The organism is Corynebacterium glyciniphilum AJ 3170 (assembly GCF_007673095.1).
Taxonomy (GTDB): domain Bacteria; phylum Actinomycetota; class Actinomycetes; order Mycobacteriales; family Mycobacteriaceae; genus Corynebacterium.
Genome location: NZ_VDYZ01000011.1, coordinates 98,755 through 116,589, shown reverse-complemented (window position 1 = coordinate 116,589; position 17,835 = coordinate 98,755). Strand labels below are relative to the sequence as shown.

The following is a 17,835-nucleotide window of genomic DNA, read 5'->3' as shown; positions in this document are numbered from 1 at the left end:
CTACACCGTAGATTCCGGTGCCACCAGAGCTCCCGGAGGTGCCGGCGCCGAGACGTTCATTCACACCGCATTCGCAAACATTCACACCGATTCACACATTCGTGCACGGCACCTCCCCAGGATTGAATGATTCACACACGGTAGGTGCGGACAACGTCCCACCTGGGGTCTTTCTCCTCGTCGACCACGGTGTCCCCGTACTGCCAGGCAGACGCGACGGTACGCAGCGTATTCAGCACCGACTTGTCGACGACGGCCGGGGAGGTCGAATCCAGGTAGAAGTGCAGCGTGTCCGCCCCCGGCCGGAACTCGGTGACGGCGAGGATCCCGGCGTTGTTCTCGTCGACGGTGTCGGCGAGTGCCTCGCGGACGGCACCGGAGCGGTCCTCGATCTGCGCCATCGTCAGGTCCGAGGACGCCACCGCATCAGTCTCCAGTGTGACCGACACATGCAGGTCACAGCCCGGAGCCACCGTCGGGGACAACGGCAGGATCACCTGCGCCGTGGCGGGGACCCCGTCGTGATCGACGTGCAGGTCCGTGCGTGCCGGACGACCCTCCGGGTCGACTGCCTCGCTGGCCATGCGGTCCACCCGCCCCTGCAGGTCGGCCATGCTCACGGCGTTACCGGGACTGCGGTCGGTGACGGTCACCTCACCCAGCCAGGCGTCCGCCCGCTCCGCACCGAGCGCGGCCTCAAGCATGGAGGTGGCCGCCTGGGCGTCGGGCGCACTGTCGCCGGACGGCCCCTGCGCACCGAACAGACTGCGACGCAGGGCCTCCGTCGCCGCCGAACCCCAGTCCGGGTGCCACACCTCCAGGTTCAACACGGTGTGACCGGCGGTGATCCCGATACGGCATGCAGCAGGGTCAGGGGTCACAGGGCGTCCAGGGCCTGCGCCAGATCAGCGATGAGGTCATCGACGTTCTCGATGCCGACCGAGATGCGCACCAGGTCGTCCGGCACCTCCAGTGCGGACCCGGCGGCGGACTGGTGGGTCATCTTCGCCGGGTGCTCCAGCAACGACTCCACCCCGCCGAGGGACTCCGCCAGGCAGATCAGACGGGTGTTCTCGCAGAACTGCAGGGCAGGTGCCTCACCACCGGCGAAGCGGACGGAGACCATGGCACCGAAGCCGTCCATCTGCCGGACGGCGATGTCATGCCCGGTGTGGCCGGGCAGCCCCGGGTACAGCACCCGGGAGATCTCGGGACGCCCGTCCAGGTACTCGGCGACGGCCTGCGCGTTGGCACAGTGGCGGTCCATGCGCACCCCGAGGGTCTTGATGCCGCGGTAGGTCAGGTACGCGTCGAAGGGGCTGGGCACTGCGCCGACGCCACCCTGGAGGAAGAGGAGCTCACCGTCCAGCTCCTCGTCGTCGGTGACGACGACGCCGCCCACCACGTCCGAGTGCCCGCCGAGGTACTTCGTGGTGGAGTGCATCACGACGTCCGCCCCGAGCGCCAACGGACGCTGCAGGTACGGGCTGGCGAAGGTGTTGTCCACGATGAGCTTGGCGGGGTGGTCCCTCAGCACATCAGCCGTGGCGGCGATGTCGGTGATCCCGAGCAGCGGGTTGGTGGGCGTCTCGAGCCAGACCAGTTTCGTGTCCTCACGCAGCGCACCGGCGACCTGCGCGGTGTCGGCGGTGTCGACGACCGACACCTCCACACCCCAGTCACGGTAGGTGGTGTCGAGCAGACGGAACGTCCCGCCGTAGGCGTCGTTACCGAGGATGACGTGGGCGCCGGGGTACAGCAGGGCACGCAGGACGGTGTCCGTCGCCGCCATCCCGGAGGCGAACGCCCGTCCGAACTTCGCGCCCTCCAGCGCTGCGACGGTCTCCTCCAGTGCCGTGACGGTGGGGTTGCCGCACCGCGAGTACTCGAATCCCCCACGTAGCTGGGCGACACCGTCCTGCGCATAGGTGGTCGACGCGTAGATGGGCGCGTTGATCGCCCCGGTCTGCCCGTCCGGCTCGTAGCCCGAGTGAATGGCGTTCGTGTCGAACCCGAACGGACGGCCGGCAGCGTCGGTCAACCGCTGGCGTGCCTGCAGTGCGGCGGCACGGCGGGCGGCGGTACCGGCGTCAGCGCGCGTTTCATGCTCATTGGGCTGGCTGGACTGATCGTCGCTGCTCATGTCTGCTCTCCTGGGCTGTTCGGGGGCTGTTCGGGGTCAGGTCGAGGTCGGGACTGTGCCTGGTCAGGGCTGATCGTGGCCATCCTACCGGACCAAGCGGTCTACACCTGGACGCGCCCCTCCCCTGACACGGCACTCTGGCAGGCTGGGCGACATGACTGACAGCCACACCGAAGACGACCTCCGTACCGCCGCCGACGCCGACCCCCGCACCATGTGGCAACGCATGGTCGCCGGGGAGTACTACCTGGCCACCGACCCCGCGACCTCCGCGGCGTCGCTGGCGGCGCGGTCCGCCTGCTTCCGTCTGTCCCAGACCGACCCGGCCGACACCGAAGCGTGGGACGCGCAGGTACGCGAACTGCTGGGCAGCGTCGGCACAGCGACGGAGGTCTGGCAGGGGCTCCGTGTCGACTACGGGACGAACATCCACCTGGGCGACGACGTGTTCATCAACGTCGACGCGACGATCCTCGACGTCTGCCCCGTCACCCTGGGCGACCACTGCCGGATAGGACCCGGAGCCAAGTTCCTCACCCCGTTGCACCCGTTGGAGAACCACGACCTGCGGGCCAGCGGCTGGGAGTACGGCGCACCGATCACCCTGGGCCGCAACGTGTGGTTCGGAGGCGGGGTGACGGTGTGCGCCGGGGTGACCGTCGGGGACAACGTGGTCGTCGGCGCCGGCTCCGTGGTGACCCGCGACCTGCCGTCGGACGTCCTGGCGGTAGGGACGCCGGCGCAGGTCGTGCGGGAACTGTGAGCGTCCTGAACGACGTGGGTGTGGGGTACCCGCGGGGGTAAGAATGTTACGGGTGTTACTAATGTGACTGAAGTGGCGTATGTTACTTATGTGAAACTTCCTCTCCTGTCACATTCGTCCCGTTTGCCGTAGCACCGAAAGCCTCAACCCGTGACTATCTTCCGCCGCACCTGCCGCAGCATCGCCGCAGCCGCCACCGCCGTCGCCCTCAGCGTGACCATGCTCCCCACCGCCGCCGCGCAGGAGGAGCTAAACCCCCAGGACGTTCAAGGGCCCCAAGACATCGATGCCTCCAATGTCGACGTCGACCTCGGAGGATTTCAGGACCTCCTCGAGAACGAAATGCTCCTCGACTACGTCGAACTCTGCCAGTCCGGTGATCTCAGTAATCTTCCCCTGAATGACGACGTCGAGCAGCCTGAGGTCACCGCCGTCGCCGACTGCAGCCAGTCCACCGGCGACGGACTTGCTGTGGTCCTCCCCGAGAATGTGGAGGTCGGTGCCGCTGCAGAAGACGTCACCATCGACCTGGGCGACGATATCAAGGTACTCGGACTCACCTACCGACTCGGCGAACGCAATCTCATCGAGATCCTCAGTGCCGCCGCCCTCGGCAGCGACTGGATCAAGGATCTCGTACACAAGATCCCCTACCAGGGGAGTTACCTGCCCCGCATCGACCCGACGAAACTCGGCGCCTACAGCACCTACGCAGAGGTCCAGAGGGACGCGGCACTGCCGGTGAACATGGTGACTGAATGTGCGGGGATTCCAACGCCGTGGGGCTGCGGAGGCGTAGAACGTACCTACGACAAGAACCTCTCCAAACGCACCGAGGCCCTGAAGATCGCCGAGTACCTCACCGGTGAGAAGTACGACTACGCCAAGCCCACCGACCTTCCGGAACGTCCTGCGCCCCGCGGCACGTCCACCATCATCGGTGACGGCACCCAGGTCGCCGCCTCCATGCGCGGCGGTGACGCCACCGCCGAGGCCCACGAACTCTTCGGACTGCCCGGCATCGCCCTCGCCGCCGCCGACGAAGACCGCAGCTCCATCTCCTACGCGCGCCTCGGCTTCGCCTCCGCGATGAACATGGACACCGACGAAATCGGCCTGACCTGGTTCGGTGGAGCGCTCGACTTCGACCGTCTCCGTGAGGACGGCATCGTCGACTTCGCCGGTGAGGAGGTCGAGGACATGATCAACACCGTCGACGACCTCGACGTTCCCGCCCTCAAGGAAGTCAGCTGCTTCGGCCTGAACTCGTACGCCACCGCCGAAGGTCTCGGCAAGTGCTCCAACATCCTCGGCACCATCGACACCTACCAGGACCTGCGCGACCCTGAGCCCGGTGAGCACCGCCAGACCCAGGTCGGCATCACCGACGTCACGTCCCTCGTCCTCGGCAACGACGCACTGCTCAAGCAGTTCACCGGGGACGCCGAGAGCACCCCGTTCCTCGACGACCTGATGTACAACGTCACCTCCGAGGATGACCGCCTGAAGTTCGCCAAGGACTTCGTCCGGCTGACCTCCGACACCTACACCGACGAAGTCGAGACCCCGCAGCTCGACGAGGACGGCAACCCCGTACTCGATGAGAACGGCGAACCAGTGATCGAGACGACCACCCGCACCACCACGGCTGCGCTACTGACCAGTGACTACGGCTTCCGTGACCCCATCACCGTCGAATGGCTGGGCCAGCGTGTGGTCTTCTTCCCCGCAGCCGAGGTCAACGGCGACGAGCGCCCCAACTACCTCAAACTGCCGGAGATCGAGTCCGTCGCCGCCGATGCCGACGCCGGCCTTCTCCCCAAGGTCAGTCTGGTCACCTGGGACAACGCTTTCGGTCTCGGCACCGTCGCGCTGGACGACCTGTCCCGCCCGGACGTCATCTTCGCCAACTGGCTTGACAGCGTGACCCTGGTCGACGACATCGTCTGGCTCAGCGGGCTGCTCGGCGGAGCGGGCGGAAGCTCCGGTTCCTCCGGAGGGGACGACGACGCCGAGGTGCCTGCCGCGTAACGTCCGACCGCGTTCGGTGCCCCGCCGCACTGCACACACCCACCCGCAGGGCGGTTTGCGAGTCTGGTCGCGTTGAGTTCGGCAACTCAACGCGACCAGACTCGCATTCCGCCCCCTCTCGCAGAGGGGAGGTCCGCCCGTCGGCACCGGGCCGGCACATCGCGATGATCGTCTTCACACCCCCTGCCCCGTACGGTTCACAGGTTGTTCATCTCCGCGGTCCACAGATCTCACCGCCGGTTCACGTCAGCTCCGTAGCGTCACGGTCTGTTCCTGACGTTGTCTCCACAGAGAGTAGATCGTGAAACACAACCGCACCGCCGTCGCCGTCCTGAAAACCGGACTGGGAATCGTCAGCACCGTATCCCTGGCCGCCACCGCCGCCGCCTGCAGCGACAGCAACGCCAGCAGCCCCAGCGACAACTCGGCGTCCGGCACACCCGCCATCCAGCACCGCGAGGCCGACGGTGATCTGTCCACCAACGGTGGCGCCCGACGCCTCGACGGCGACCAGGGCGACTACGTCCGTGACGCCGTTGCCGCCACCGGCGCGAAGAACGTCATCCTGCTCATCGGCGACGGCATGGGGGACTCCGAGATCACTGCCGCCCGCAACTACGCCGAAGGCGCCGCCGGCAGCTTCAAGGGCATCGACGCCCTCCCCGTCACCGGCCAGTACACCCACTACTCCCTGCACGAGGACGGCACACCGAACTACGTGACGGACAGTGCGGCGTCCGGCACGGCGTGGGCGACCGGCACCAAGTCCTACAACGGGGCCATCGGCGTCGACATTCACGGCGAGTCTCAGCAGAATCTGATCGAGAAGGCGAAGGCTGCGGGCCTGGCGACCGGCAACGTCTCCACCGCAGAGATCCAGGACGCCACCCCGGCCGTCCAGGCCGCCCACGTCGCACAGCGCAAGTGCTACGGCCCCGAAGACGCCGAGGAATGCGGCGACGACCTCCTCGACAAGGGCGGTAAGGGCTCGATCTCCGAGCAGTACCTCGAGTCACGCGCGGACGTCACCCTCGGCGGCGGTGCCGAGAGCTTCGCCCAGACCGCGAAGGCCGGCGAGTGGAAGGACAAGACGCTGGTGGAGCAGGCCGAGGAGCGTGGATACCAGCTCCCCACCACTGCCTCCGAGCTCGACGCACTCACCGAAGCCAACCAGGACTCCCCCGTCCTGGGACTGTTCTCGGACGGCAACATGCCCGTGCGCTGGGAAGGTGCCACCGCCGAGAAGGAGGGCTACCTGAAGCCCGCCCAGAAGTGCACCGACAACCCCGAGCGTACCGAGGACGTCCCGAAGCTCGCGTCGATGACCTCCAAGGCGATCGACCTGCTGAGCAACAACGACGACGGCAAGGAGAACGGCTTCTTCCTCCAGGTCGAGGGCGCGTCCATCGACAAGGAGGACCACGCCGCCAACCCCTGCGGTCAGATCGGGGAAACCGTGGACCTGGACGAAGCCGTCCAGGAGGCCGTGAAGTTCGCCGAGGAGGACGGCGAGACGCTCGTCCTCGTCACCGCCGACCACGCCCACACCAGCCAGATCGTCGGTGGCGTGAGCGAGGACGACATCAAGGACATCGCCGAGGACAAGGGCACCAGCGTCGAGGAGGCCCGCGCCACGGTCTACCCGGGACTGTCCCGCAACCTGATCACCCGCGACGGCTCCGAGATGACCATCGCCTACGCGACCTCCGACAATGTCGACACCCAGGACCAGGGCCACACCGGTACCCAGCTGCGCATCGCCGCCTACGGGCCGTCCGCCGCGAATGTCTCCGGTCTCACCGACCAGACCGACCTGCACTTCACCATCGCTGACGCGCTCGGACTGGACCAGGATTAGTCGGGCACTACAGACTGCAAAACTACCACCCCCGCTATACCCGGGGGTGGGTGGTGGCATATCGTCACCACCATGAGTTTCAAGAAGCTGGCGGGCTCCCTGCTGTTCCGGATCGTCGTCGCGATCATCCTCGGTATCGTCTTCAGTCTCTTCTTCCCGGAGTGGCTGGCCCGGGTGTTCGTGACATTCAACGGCCTGTTCAGCAACTTCCTGGACCTGTTCATCCCGGTCCTCATCTTCGCGCTGATCACCCCGGCGATCGCCGGCATCGGACGTGGAGCCGGCAAATGGCTCGGTCTCACCGCGGGCATCGCCTACGCCTCCACCATCATCTCCGGCCTCATCGCCTTCGGCGTGGCCGCCGCGAGCTACAGCTGGTTGCTGGGCGACGAGAAGATCAACACCCTCGTCGACATCGACGAGGGTGCCCTGAGCCCCTTCTTCGAGATCGAGATGCCCGCGCCCTTCGAGGTGATGACGGCACTGATCCTCGCTTTCTGCGTCGGTCTGGCCATGACCGCGGTGAAGTCGGACACCCTCCATTCCGCCGCCCGCGAGCTCGAGAGCGTGGTCATGAAGGTCATCAAGACCTTCGTGATCCCCCTGCTGCCGGTCTTCGTGTTCGGTGTCTTCCTGTCGATGGGCATGAACGGCAACCTCATGGACGTCATCTCTTCCTTCGCGAAGGTTCTCGTCCTGGCTGTCGTGATGACGATCCTGCTGGTTATCGCACAGTACCTCGTGGCCGGTGCCGTCACGGGCCGCAATCCCTTCAAGGCACTGGGGAACATGCTCCCCGCTTACGCGACGGCGCTGGGCACGTCCTCATCCGCGGCGACGATCCCGGTGACGTTGGCGAGCGCGAAGAAGAACGGTGTCCCCGACAACGTCGCCGGCTTCGTGGTCCCGCTGTGCGCGACGATCCACCTCGCCGGATCGATGATGAAGATCGCCCTCTTCGCTCTGGCGGTGGTGCACATGTTCGACATGGACGTCAGTACCGGCCAGTTCATCGGCTTCATTCTGCTGCTGGGCATCATGATGATCGCCGCTCCCGGCGTCCCCGGTGGCGCCATCATGGCGGCCGTCGGCGTGCTGCAGAGCAACCTCGGTTTCGACGCCGACCAGGTTGCCCTGATGATCGCCGCGTACATCGCCATCGACTCCTTCGGCACGGCGGCGAACGTCACCGGCGACGGTGCTATCGCCATGGTCGTCAACAAGCTGTCCAAGGGACGCCTCCGCACCGAGCAGGACGGGGACGGAATCGAGACCGAGGGCGTGCTGAACACCAGCGAAGACTGACGCGTCAGCTGTCCGTCGTCCTGCCGGACTAGAACTATTCCGACTGCTGTTCCCATCTCTGTGTGGCCCGGCCGATGGCGTTGCGGATGTTCTCCATCATCTCCGTGCGTTCCTTCATCGCCGCACTGTTGACCCGTACAGCCTCCCAATGTTTGTCGCGTAACTTCTGGAACAGTCGGAAGTCGGTGTCGGTGGTCGCCCCCTCCGCGTGGTGGGCTCCGTCGTAGTACAAGGCGATCTTCAGCTCCGGGCAGGCGATGTCCGGTCGCGTCACCGTCGTGCCGAGATCCACGGCAACCTGGGTACTCCAGCTGAAACCCGCAGGTAGTTCATCCCGGACGATGAGACGCAGAACCGTCTCCCGCGGCGATTCAGCACCGAACCCGGGGTCAGCAAGTGCACACAACATCTTCAGCTCAGCGGCGTCGATGCGGTGGCGCGCCGCAGCAGTGATCTGCCGGACGGTCACCCAGGTGCACTGGAGAAAGGCATCGATGAACTGCACCGCACGAACCTGCTCCGGACGCAGACCCTCGACGTGCGGGACAGGCCAGTACCGTTTACCGGAGATGATGGTGGTCAGGCACTGTACCGCCGCAGTCGCTGCATCCACGACGCGCAGGCCCGGGAACGCGCGATCCGGCCGAACGGTACGGATGCCCGAGGGCAACGGCCGCAGCACCGGGGACGAGACTCCCGCCGACGACCCGTCCTGCGCCATACTCCCCTGTTTCGACTTCCCCGTCAGCAGCACCACCGGCGCTTCGTCGGCCCAGTGGACGAGACCGTGATATGCGGCCGCCGACCAGTACGCCACGACGGCACGCGGATGCACGAAGGAGTGGGCACGGGCGCGGGTGACGATGTCATGACGGTAAAGGCCGGTGTCGGCGTGGTGGCCCGCCGGTCCGAGACGGGCATGCCGGAGGTGCTTCTCCGGCACCGGCGGAAGGTACACCCCGCGGGACACCTGTTCGTGATACTTGGCGACCGAGCGTCGTGACACTCCGGACACCGTCAGCTCCCTCCGCGTCACAGGCAGACGCGTCGGCAGGACGCGTCGTGTGTAGAGAGGGCCTCGCCCGGGCGGGACTCGTCCCTCCCGCTCCGCAGCCTGCCACAGTTGTCCCCCGAATTCCCCCATGCGGACATTCTTTCCTGTCGCTACCACGGGCGCAAGGGGTTCCGCAGAAGAAGCTCCCTGGGGCGAATTGTTCTAGCCCGGTGCACGTATCTCCCATGAAAATGTGCGCCGAGCTAGAACAATTCTCGCTCCGCATGGGAGCCGCGTGAGAGCCGCGTGTCAGTGGCGGCGGTCCAGCGCCTGCTGCCTAGTCCACACCACCGATCCGGCTCAACGGCCAGACCTTGAACTGCACCTTGCCGACGACGTTGTCCAGCGGAACCATGCCCTCCTCCGGGTCTCCGGCGAGGTTGTAGTACCGCGAGTCCTTCGAGTTGGTCCGGTTGTCGCCCATCAGCCACACCTTGTCGTCCGGCACCGTCACAGGGCCGAAATACTCGCCCTGGCAGGCGTCAGACCCCGTGGTCGGGTCAACAGGGTACGCCTTCGGGTCCAGCGTGAACGAGTCGTCGACCTTCTCCCCGTCGACCATGATGCCCGGGTCCCCGTCCTGGCACTGCACCGTCTGCCCACCGGTGGCGATGACACGCTTGACCAGCGTGAACTCGTCCGGCGCGAGAATGCCGATCTTCTCCAGGCCGGTCTGGATCCCCTTGACCAGCGGCTGGGACGATCTGGTGGACACATAGTCTTCCGACCATGCACCCGTGCCGGTGAAGACGACGACATCACCGGGGTCCACGTCACCGAAGCGGTAGGACACCTTGTCCACGTAGATGCGGTCGTCGGTGCAGCCTTCACAACCGACGAGTGTGGGCTCCATCGACTCCGACGGGATCTGGTACAGCCGACCGATGAAGGTGTTGAACAGGCCGAGCAGCAGTATCGCCACCACAAAGGTGACGAGGTACTCCACCCATGCCGGGCGCTTCTTCTTCTCTGTCACGGGTTCACTGGTGTCAGTCACCCTTGAGAGCCTATCCGCTGAAGGCGAACCAACGCCCCTCGACCCGCTGGAGCTGCACGTCCATGTCGTAGAGCACCCCGAGGTTCGCTGCGGTCATCACCTCGTCGACCGGCCCGGACGCCTGGACGCCGCCGTCCCGGACCATCAGCACGTCAGTGGTAGAGGCGGCGACCTCCTCGACGTGGTGGGTGATCAGCACGGTCGTCAACTGCGGGTGGGACGCCCGGAGGTCGTCGACGACCCGCAGCAGCGTCTCGCGTCCCGGCAGGTCCAGCCCGGTGGACGGCTCGTCGAGCAGCAGCATCTGCGGGTCGGTGACCAGGGCACGGGCAATGAGTGTCCGGGCTTTCTCACCCTGACTCATCTGGCTCCACAGCCGGTCGGACTTGTCGTCCATCCCCACCAGCTCCAGCATCCCGGTAGCTCGCGTCCGGTGCGGGGCGTAGTCGAAACGTTGGATGTAGCCGTTGGACGCCGACACCCCGGAGAGCACCGCCTCGTAGGCGGAGATGTCGTCGAGGCGTTGTTTCGGGTCGACGTAGCCGATGCGTTTCTGCAGTTCGCGGACATCCGTCCGTCCGATCTGCTCACCGAGGATCTGCACGCTGCCGGTGGTGGGGTACAACCGCCCTCCGGCGAGTTTGAGGATCGTGGACTTGCCCGCCCCGTTCGGACCGAGGACGGCCCAGTGACTCCCGGCCGGAATCGTGAGGCTGACATCCTCAACGAGGTGGTTCTCCCCACGACGGACGGTGACATCGGTGATCTGCAGTGTATTGCGCTCGTTCATACGGGGTGAGGCTACTCCCCACCGGAGTGCTGCAACTCAATCTCCCTCGACGTCCATTCGCCGTCGGCACCGCGGGTGTGGAGGCGCAACGAGGTCCCGACGGCGGACCATGCTGTCGTGGTGCCGTCGACCTGCAGGTGGCGGGGTCGGCCAGGGCCATCCACCAGGAGCAGCACCTCCAGGGTCTCGGGGTCGAGGCGCCGGAGTTCGCTCTTTCCACTCCCATCCGAGCTGTTCACCAGGAGGCAGTCGTCGGCCGTCGTGACGTCGTAGATCTGGTAGCCGTCGGCGCTCTCGATGTGCGCGGTGCGAATCTCCTGCAGGTCATCGTCGAGATAGCTCACAGTCGTTCCCTGCGAGGTCATCAGCATGTCGCGAACCACGAGCAGTGCCGCCGGTGAGTCGAACGGCCCGACGGGAAGTTCCCGTTTCCAGTCCACGGTGCCGTCGTCGGCGAGGCGACCGAGTCGTTGGACGCCACGGTCCACGGGGAGGCCGTACATCGCGTTCTCGGGCATGTGCATCCAGGACTCTTCCACCTCGTACCTGCTCACCACCCATCCGCCGTGCGGATGCCGGACGGCGCCGGGGAAGTCCTCCAGCACTGCAGGGCGTTCTTCCTCGACAACACTGCCGTCGTTCCCCACCAGGAATGTGTGTCCGACCGCGTCTACCCGGCACCCGTCCCCCGCCCTGCCACGGACCCGCGCAATGTACATGGGTGCGGCCTGAATCCGTACCGGTAGTGCCACCGCCGTCGACTCGCCCGAGGTCACGTCGGTACGCCAGACGATCGGCAGGCGGAGGTCACCACGCCACAGGACGGGGGCCTCGACACCACCCGTAACGGCGAACCCCTGCAGTGCGGTCGGACGCTCCAGCTGCGCCGGCTCCGGCGGGGAGGCCGCGTCCAGGTCCAGCGTGACGAGGATGGGGTCGACGCCGATCTGGCTCCCTCCCTGAACCCACACCTTCGGAAGCGAATGTCGGGTGTGAGGGACGTCGACGGCCGTGTATCCGGACCTGTACCGCAATCTGGTCACTCGACCGCGGGTCGGGGTAAGTGGTGTCTCCGATGACCGGTCTGAACTCTGGTAGAAGTGGCCTGTTAATCTCACACGCCCCAGAACGGGCCGGGGCGCATCCCATAATGCCGACCATCCGTCGCCGCGCAAGATCATTGACCACCGTCCGTTGGTCAGGTCCACGGGACGGTCCACCGTCGTCTCCTCGGCGTAGGCGTCGACGGTGACGACCGGATCTCCTTTCATCCCCGCTCGCTCGTTGGGATCTCCCTGCTCAATGAACCACAGGAACATGTCCACTGTGCTCCCCACGTCATACGTCGGACGATTCAGGTCCATGTAGACCCACCATTCGACGGCGACCGGGAGGATCCTATGGTCCTCGGGCGCAGCCGGTGGCTCGGGTACGGCGATTCGGTCGAGTTCCCCGGCCACGATCGCGCGTGCCCGGGTCTCATCAACGGGGCGCGCCACCCGGTCGACGTGGATACTCTCGGCCGGTTCACCGGCCCACCGGAACTCCTCATCACCGATACGGCCGGGGAACTCCACGTCAATGAACTCTGCGCGCTTATCGCTGCCCTGCCACGTCGCCGAAAGAGACACGACCACGCCGGTCTCCGCATCAACGATGCGCTCGGAGCCATTGCCGGTGATCGACCAGGATTCCCGCTCGTCACGTTGTACGGGACGGACGTCTGCCCTGCGATCAGGGACGTACCGACCTCGCGTGATAAGCGCGGATTCCACGCAGTGGACGTCAACTCGTCCGCCGGTCGCATCGACGACCGCGCCGTCCTCTACGAGGACGAGGGTCCGCTGACCGTCCTGGAGCAGCAGCGGAGTGCCGTCGAGCCTGGTGAGAGACCGTCGACCGTCCGCCCAGAGAAACCGGTAGTCGCCGGCGGGGAGTCGGAGGACCTCCGTCGGTTCCTCGGCCTGCACAGTCAGGTCCAGACTGCCGGGATCACCGTGTAGTCGCAGAGTCGCACGTACAGGCGGTCCGTCCAGACCATTGCCGTGCTCGATGAGTTCAGCCAGTTCGGAATAGTGCGGCATCCCAATCACGCTACCCTGGCAGCCTTATTTCCCGGGACACCCAGGACCCGTCTACCTGCGGGGTAAAGACGCGGAGACGGCCGTCCGCGAACCACAGCTCGCCGTCGAACCAGCGCACGTAAGTCCTGAAAGTCAGTCCGGGATCGATGTCGATGTCGAGAACAGACTCGAACGTCTCAGGATCAAGCAGACTGTAGCACTCCTCCGGGTCATCCGCGCCCACGATCCCAGGTCGTCGACCGCGGCGGTCGATACCCAACCACGGCCCCAGCTCCACCAGGCTCTCGACATGCCAGGGCAGTTGACGGCGCACCACCACGCCGAGATCACTGTCCCGCACGGTCAGTACGTTCTCCATGCCGGTGAAGATCCACCCGTCGGCGATCACCAACGACACGCTAGGGACGTTGAGGAGGCTCTCGACCCAAGTGACCTGACCGTCGTCGCTGAGTCGACCGAGATGTTGGAAGCATCCGCCATCCGGACCCGCGTCCCACTCGACATACACGACGACCCATCCACCGTCAGGATGCCGTCGGACGTGGGTCGGTTCGTCGTCGATGCCGGCGATCCCGGGAAAAACCGGCGACTCCGGAGGAGCATCCTGAACGGTCCCGTCCCTGTCAATGAGGAACTCCCCGCCTGCGCACCGGACACGCAGCGTTACTCCGCCATGCGCAGGGAATTCCCAGTATGGAGGATGCCCGTACTGGTGCACCACCACCGGCAGGAGCACCCGCCCGGTGTCACCGGTATCCAGGTCAGTACGCCACAGCGCAGGAAGCGCCCCGCCTTCCGGACGCCACAGCGTCGTAGTCTCGCCGTCCCGGGAGACCGCGAAATCGAGCACGCCCTGCGGCTCGTGCGTCTCTTTCACCACAGGAGGCGCCGCAGCGTCGAGGTCCACGGTGAACAGCAGGCGATCTACACTGCCGAACCAGGGCTCCTCGTCCCAGTACGGTAAGTCTCGCCCGTCGATGACATCAATTGCCGGTACCGGCACACCGGGAACCACTGCGTCCTGGTGCCGCAGGTCGCAGTCGAGCCGGATCCTGGTGAGCATCCCCCTGGTCGGGGAATACGGGTGACCGTAGTCCGGACCCGTATAGAAGACTCCGGTAACCTTGACGTATCCGACTGTCGGCCGGTCGGCGTCCCACAGTGCCGTCCATCCGTCTCCCCGCAGGACGGTCTGCCAGCGAAAACCTCTCCGGTTCATTCTCTGGTCCACTGGCTCCCCGTCCTGCACAGGTTCCGCCCATGCCGTCACCGTGCACGGCTCAACGAGCGTTGAGTAATCCATCGCGCCGGAATCTACTACCTCCATGAAGCCGAGGACCATATCGATGGTGGTACCGCGGCGCCACGTGGGAAGCGAGTCGGACGGATCAACGGGGAGTGCCCCGACGACCAGCAGCGACCTGTGCCCGTCCGGAACAGGGGCGGGCGCAGGCCGCGAGTAGCTATCCAGGAACCTGGTGAATTCCCCGACAGGAGGCTGCGGCACCGCAGCAGCGCCTTCGTGCAACGAATCACCTTCACCCTCAGCGCCACGTGGCCGCCATGGCTCAGGTGCGACGGGAACCCCGTACTTCTCCGAGACCACAGTTCCCCATGTGGCATCGTCGGAGGAGAGCGACGACGGACACTCGAGGTCGGTCAGTTCTCCACCGCCGTCACCGTTGTCGATCCTGACGACAACTCCGGTCTCGGCGTCGACCACCATGGACCGCGGCATCTCGGGCAGCTTGTAATGCCGGGTAGGCAGACCGGGCACGAGCCAGGCCGCCCGGCCGTCGTGTGTCACTTGTTCGACGGGCCCCGCCGGGTACACCCGGTCCAGCACCGTATTCAGAAGATCTCTGCTGAACAGCACTCCTGCAGAGCTGGTCAGCGCGAGACACCCCGTGGCCTCGAGAGGAGATGCCCCCTGCATGACCACGGCATGTTCACCGTCGTCGACCAGTCGCGGCGTCCCGTCAAGCTCGCTGACGGCGCGCGATCGGTTATCACGGGCAAGGCGGTAGGTCCCCGGCCCGAGAGCGAGAGACGCGATTCTCTCCCCGCCCATCACCCACCCGTACTGGGATCCGTCCGGTTCACCCCACAGCGTCACAGTTGCCCGAAGTGGGGCATCGCAACCGCATTGAATGAGCCCACGCATTTCAGACCATGTCGGCATGGACCTCACGTTACAGTGTCACCAGAGAAGTGGATGTGGCGTGGAACGTGTCGGAATCTGCTCACGGCTCTGGTCGCTTCCTGACCAAAGTTCATTCCGGGGCGCCGATCCGGCCCGCCACTCCCCTGGGATACGCACCCCCGGGCCCGTGACACCCGCACCATCGCCGACAACAGACCCCGGACCCGGACGACGGACACAGGGCCCGTTTCATCTGCTCGAAGACACGCTACGACACCCCCGGTGTACATAACTTTCCGGCCCTTCTGCTAAGGACCCGGGCCTACCGCGCCACCCCCTTGTGGCCAGATAGTCACTGTTCAGAGTGTTCCGTAGTGTCCGATCCAGATTTTTCCCGCGAAACATTGTGTTCTGCGAATACCTATTGTACTGTGAACCACACTTTACATAGTGTGTGTTCCACAACACACTTCACGCCAGTCAGATGGAGGTCGCCTAGCCATGACGACAACAAACAAGAAGACGTCACCTGCCAAGGGTGGTGTCGCTGTAGACAACGGGTTCACCGCTGAAGAACAACAGTGGGTGGACAAGAAGAAGTACGCCTGGATTCTCAGCATGGTGCCCGCCGCCATGCCCCTGATCATCTGGGGGGTCGTCGAGTGGATGAGGGCGATCAGCGCGCCCGAAGCCCTCGTCTCCGCCTCCTGGTTCCTGGGACCCATCGCCGTGTTCATCGTGGTGCCGATCGGGGACTGGGTCCTCGGCCGCGACGGCGAGAACGCACCAGAGGAGTTCGTCCCCTGGCTGGAGGAGACCAAGTACTACCGGATCATCTCCTACCTGTACTTCCCGCTCATGCTCGCCAGCCTGATCATGTGCTGCTGGCAGTGGACCTATGGCGGGCTCGAGTGGTACGAGAAGGTCGGCCTGGCCTGGACCATGGGCATGACCTCGGGTATCGGCATCGTCGCCGCCCACGAGCTCGGTCACAAGAAGGGTAGCTTCGAGCGCTGGCTCGGCAAGATCGTCCTGGCGGTCCCCGCCTACGGTCACTTCTACGTCGAGCACAACAAGGGCCACCATGTGAAGGTCGCAACCCCGGAGGACCCGGTCAGCTCCCGCATGGGCGAGAACGTCTACGCCTACCTGATCCGTTCCATCCCCCGTCAGATCCCCCGCGCCTGGGACATCGAGAAGAAGCGTCTCGCCCGCGGCGGCAAGAGCCAGTTCAACCTGGACAATGACGTCCTCAACGCCTGGCTGATCACCGTCCTGCTGTGGGGCGGCCTGCTGATCGGCTTCGGCATCGGCATCCTGCCCTACCTGCTGATCCAGGCGGTCATCGGCATCGCCCTGCTGGAGTTCGTGAACTACCTCGAGCACTACGGCCTGCTGCGACAGAAGCTCGAGGACGGCCGCTACGAGCGCTGCTCCCCGGAGCACTCCTGGAACTCCGACAACCTGACCACGAACATCTTCCTGTACCAGCTGCAGCGCCACTCGGACCACCATGCCAACCCGACCCGTCGGTACCAGTCCCTGCGTTCGGACGTCTACGCCCCGGAGCTCCCCCAGGGCTACGCGACGATGATCGCCGTGGCTTCGTTCCCGCCCCTGTGGTTCGCCATCATGGACAAGCGCCTGATGCAGTACTACAACTACGACACGGAGCGTGCGAACCTCTACCCGCGTAAGGCCGCCAAGCTGCGTGCCAAGTGGGCCAAGAAGGCACCCGCAGGCGTTGCGGCGAAGGAGTCCTGACCATGACATCGACAGCTCAACCGAACAAGCAGCCCTCTGATCTGGAGGCACTGCGCTCCACCGGTGGCGCCGACATTCCCGAGAACCAGGCGCCTCCGCAGAAGATGACGAACCCGAAGATGCACTACCTGCTGTGCACCGCATCCTGCGTAGTCGGCGCGGCCGCGCTCGCACTGGGTATCTTCGGCGCCTTCGGCACCCCGTATGTCGAGGCCGTCGCACCCTGGTTGATCCTGATCTCCCTGTTTTTCCTTTTCCCTGGCATCGTCGGCATCTACCGCGGACCCGGGGTGCCTTCGACGCACGTGATCCCGCGCCCGAAGAACCGCAAGCCCATCGACTACGCCGCCGGCGCCGGCGGAGCCGCAGGCCCCGCCCCCACTGCCTGACGGCTTGACTGCCCGGCGGACCCGTCCGCCACGGCCGGCGTGTGACCCGCACGCCGGCCACGACTGCACCATGACGACAACAGAGAAGAGAAAGGACGGGTGACCACTGTGGCTGTGTACCAGTGCCCCCTGTGTGACTACCGAGTCGACACCGACAAAGGCGACGATGCTGAAGGATTCAAGCCCGGTTTCGACTGGGACGCCGAGGTCCCCGAGGACTGGTTCTGCCCGGACTGCGGCGTCCGCGACAAGGTCGACTTCGACAAGGTCAGCTAGATGACCGCAGCAACGGCGTCACCGTCAACCAGCTCAGGAAAGGAGCTCACCATGGACGACTACAAAGTCTACGAATGCCTGCAGTGCGGGTACATCTACGACGAAGCGGAAGGCGACCCGGCGGAGGGCTTCCCCCCGGGCACGCTCTGGGCCGACATCCCCGACGACTGGGAATGCCCGGACTGCGGAGCTGCGAAGGCCGACTTCGAGATGGTCCAGATCAGCCGCAAGTAGATGC

General features: G+C 65.5%; 15 protein-coding genes. 8 read left to right on the top strand and 7 right to left on the bottom strand.

The annotated features are described in order from the left end of the window. Positions 1–131: 131 nt before the first annotated feature. The gene (locus tag FS507_RS12030) at positions 132–881 is read right to left on the bottom strand and encodes a hypothetical protein (RefSeq protein WP_145943024.1); all 750 of its coding nucleotides are present in this window, start codon (positions 879–881) and stop codon (positions 132–134) included. Beyond that, the gene (locus FS507_RS12025) at positions 878–2,143 is read right to left on the bottom strand and encodes a cystathionine gamma-synthase (RefSeq protein ID WP_145943023.1); all 1,266 of its coding nucleotides are present in this window, start codon (positions 2,141–2,143) and stop codon (positions 878–880) included. Before FS507_RS12025 ends, FS507_RS12030 begins: the two co-directional genes overlap by 4 nt. A 154-nt stretch (positions 2,144–2,297) precedes the next feature. On the opposite strand from FS507_RS12025, the gene FS507_RS12020 reads away from it, so the two are divergent. The 4 genes from FS507_RS12020 to FS507_RS12005 all read left to right on the top strand — a co-directional run bounded on the left by FS507_RS12020 (position 2,298) and on the right by FS507_RS12005 (position 8,100). Beyond that, a complete protein-coding gene (locus FS507_RS12020) occupies positions 2,298–2,906 on the top strand; it encodes a sugar O-acetyltransferase (RefSeq protein ID WP_260853381.1) in 609 nt (202 codons plus the stop codon). A gap of 150 nt (positions 2,907–3,056) precedes the next feature. Then, positions 3,057–4,937 (top strand): hypothetical protein, encoded by a 1,881-nt coding sequence (locus tag FS507_RS12015; RefSeq protein ID WP_145943022.1) that lies wholly within the window; start codon positions 3,057–3,059, stop codon positions 4,935–4,937. A gap of 301 nt (positions 4,938–5,238) precedes the next feature. Beyond that, positions 5,239–6,795: an alkaline phosphatase gene (gene phoA / locus FS507_RS12010; protein WP_440130352.1), complete on the top strand. Its 1,557-nt coding sequence runs from the start codon at positions 5,239–5,241 to the stop codon at positions 6,793–6,795. 72 nt (positions 6,796–6,867) lie between these two features. Beyond that, the gene (locus FS507_RS12005) at positions 6,868–8,100 is read left to right on the top strand and encodes a dicarboxylate/amino acid:cation symporter (RefSeq protein WP_145943021.1); all 1,233 of its coding nucleotides are present in this window, start codon (positions 6,868–6,870) and stop codon (positions 8,098–8,100) included. Between the two features lie 34 nt (positions 8,101–8,134). On the opposite strand, the gene FS507_RS12000 is transcribed toward FS507_RS12005, so the two are convergent. The 5 genes from FS507_RS12000 to FS507_RS11980 form a co-directional block, all read right to left on the bottom strand. Beyond that, positions 8,135–9,244 (bottom strand): hypothetical protein, encoded by a 1,110-nt coding sequence (locus FS507_RS12000; protein ID WP_145943020.1) that lies wholly within the window; start codon positions 9,242–9,244, stop codon positions 8,135–8,137. Between the two features lie 187 nt (positions 9,245–9,431). Next, positions 9,432–10,151: a signal peptidase I gene (lepB, locus tag FS507_RS11995; RefSeq protein ID WP_145943019.1), complete on the bottom strand. Its 720-nt coding sequence runs from the start codon at positions 10,149–10,151 to the stop codon at positions 9,432–9,434. A 10-nt stretch (positions 10,152–10,161) separates the two neighbouring features. After that, positions 10,162–10,941, bottom strand: coding sequence for an ABC transporter ATP-binding protein (locus tag FS507_RS11990; RefSeq protein ID WP_145943018.1), 780 nt, complete (start codon positions 10,939–10,941; stop codon positions 10,162–10,164). An 11-nt stretch (positions 10,942–10,952) separates the two neighbouring features. Further along, positions 10,953–13,025 carry a hypothetical protein gene (locus FS507_RS11985; protein WP_145943017.1) on the bottom strand — a complete coding sequence of 691 codons (2,073 nt, stop codon included), beginning with the start codon at positions 13,023–13,025 and terminating at the stop codon, positions 10,953–10,955. A gap of 10 nt (positions 13,026–13,035) precedes the next feature. Then, complete coding sequence (locus FS507_RS11980) at positions 13,036–15,207, bottom strand: hypothetical protein (protein ID WP_145943016.1); 2,172 nt, start codon at positions 15,205–15,207, stop codon at positions 13,036–13,038. Between the two features lie 462 nt (positions 15,208–15,669). On the opposite strand from FS507_RS11980, the gene FS507_RS11975 reads away from it, so the two are divergent. From FS507_RS11975 to FS507_RS11960, 4 genes are all read left to right on the top strand, one after another. Further along, complete coding sequence (locus FS507_RS11975) at positions 15,670–16,932, top strand: alkane 1-monooxygenase (protein WP_145943015.1); 1,263 nt, start codon at positions 15,670–15,672, stop codon at positions 16,930–16,932. 2 nt (positions 16,933–16,934) lie between these two features. Continuing rightward, positions 16,935–17,321, top strand: coding sequence for a hypothetical protein (locus FS507_RS11970; RefSeq protein WP_186314670.1), 387 nt, complete (start codon positions 16,935–16,937; stop codon positions 17,319–17,321). A gap of 108 nt (positions 17,322–17,429) precedes the next feature. Further along, positions 17,430–17,597: a rubredoxin gene (locus FS507_RS11965; protein ID WP_145943057.1), complete on the top strand. Its 168-nt coding sequence runs from the start codon at positions 17,430–17,432 to the stop codon at positions 17,595–17,597. A gap of 51 nt (positions 17,598–17,648) precedes the next feature. Continuing rightward, positions 17,649–17,831 carry a rubredoxin gene (locus FS507_RS11960; RefSeq protein ID WP_038545341.1) on the top strand — a complete coding sequence of 61 codons (183 nt, stop codon included), beginning with the start codon at positions 17,649–17,651 and terminating at the stop codon, positions 17,829–17,831. Positions 17,832–17,835 lie beyond the last annotated feature (4 nt).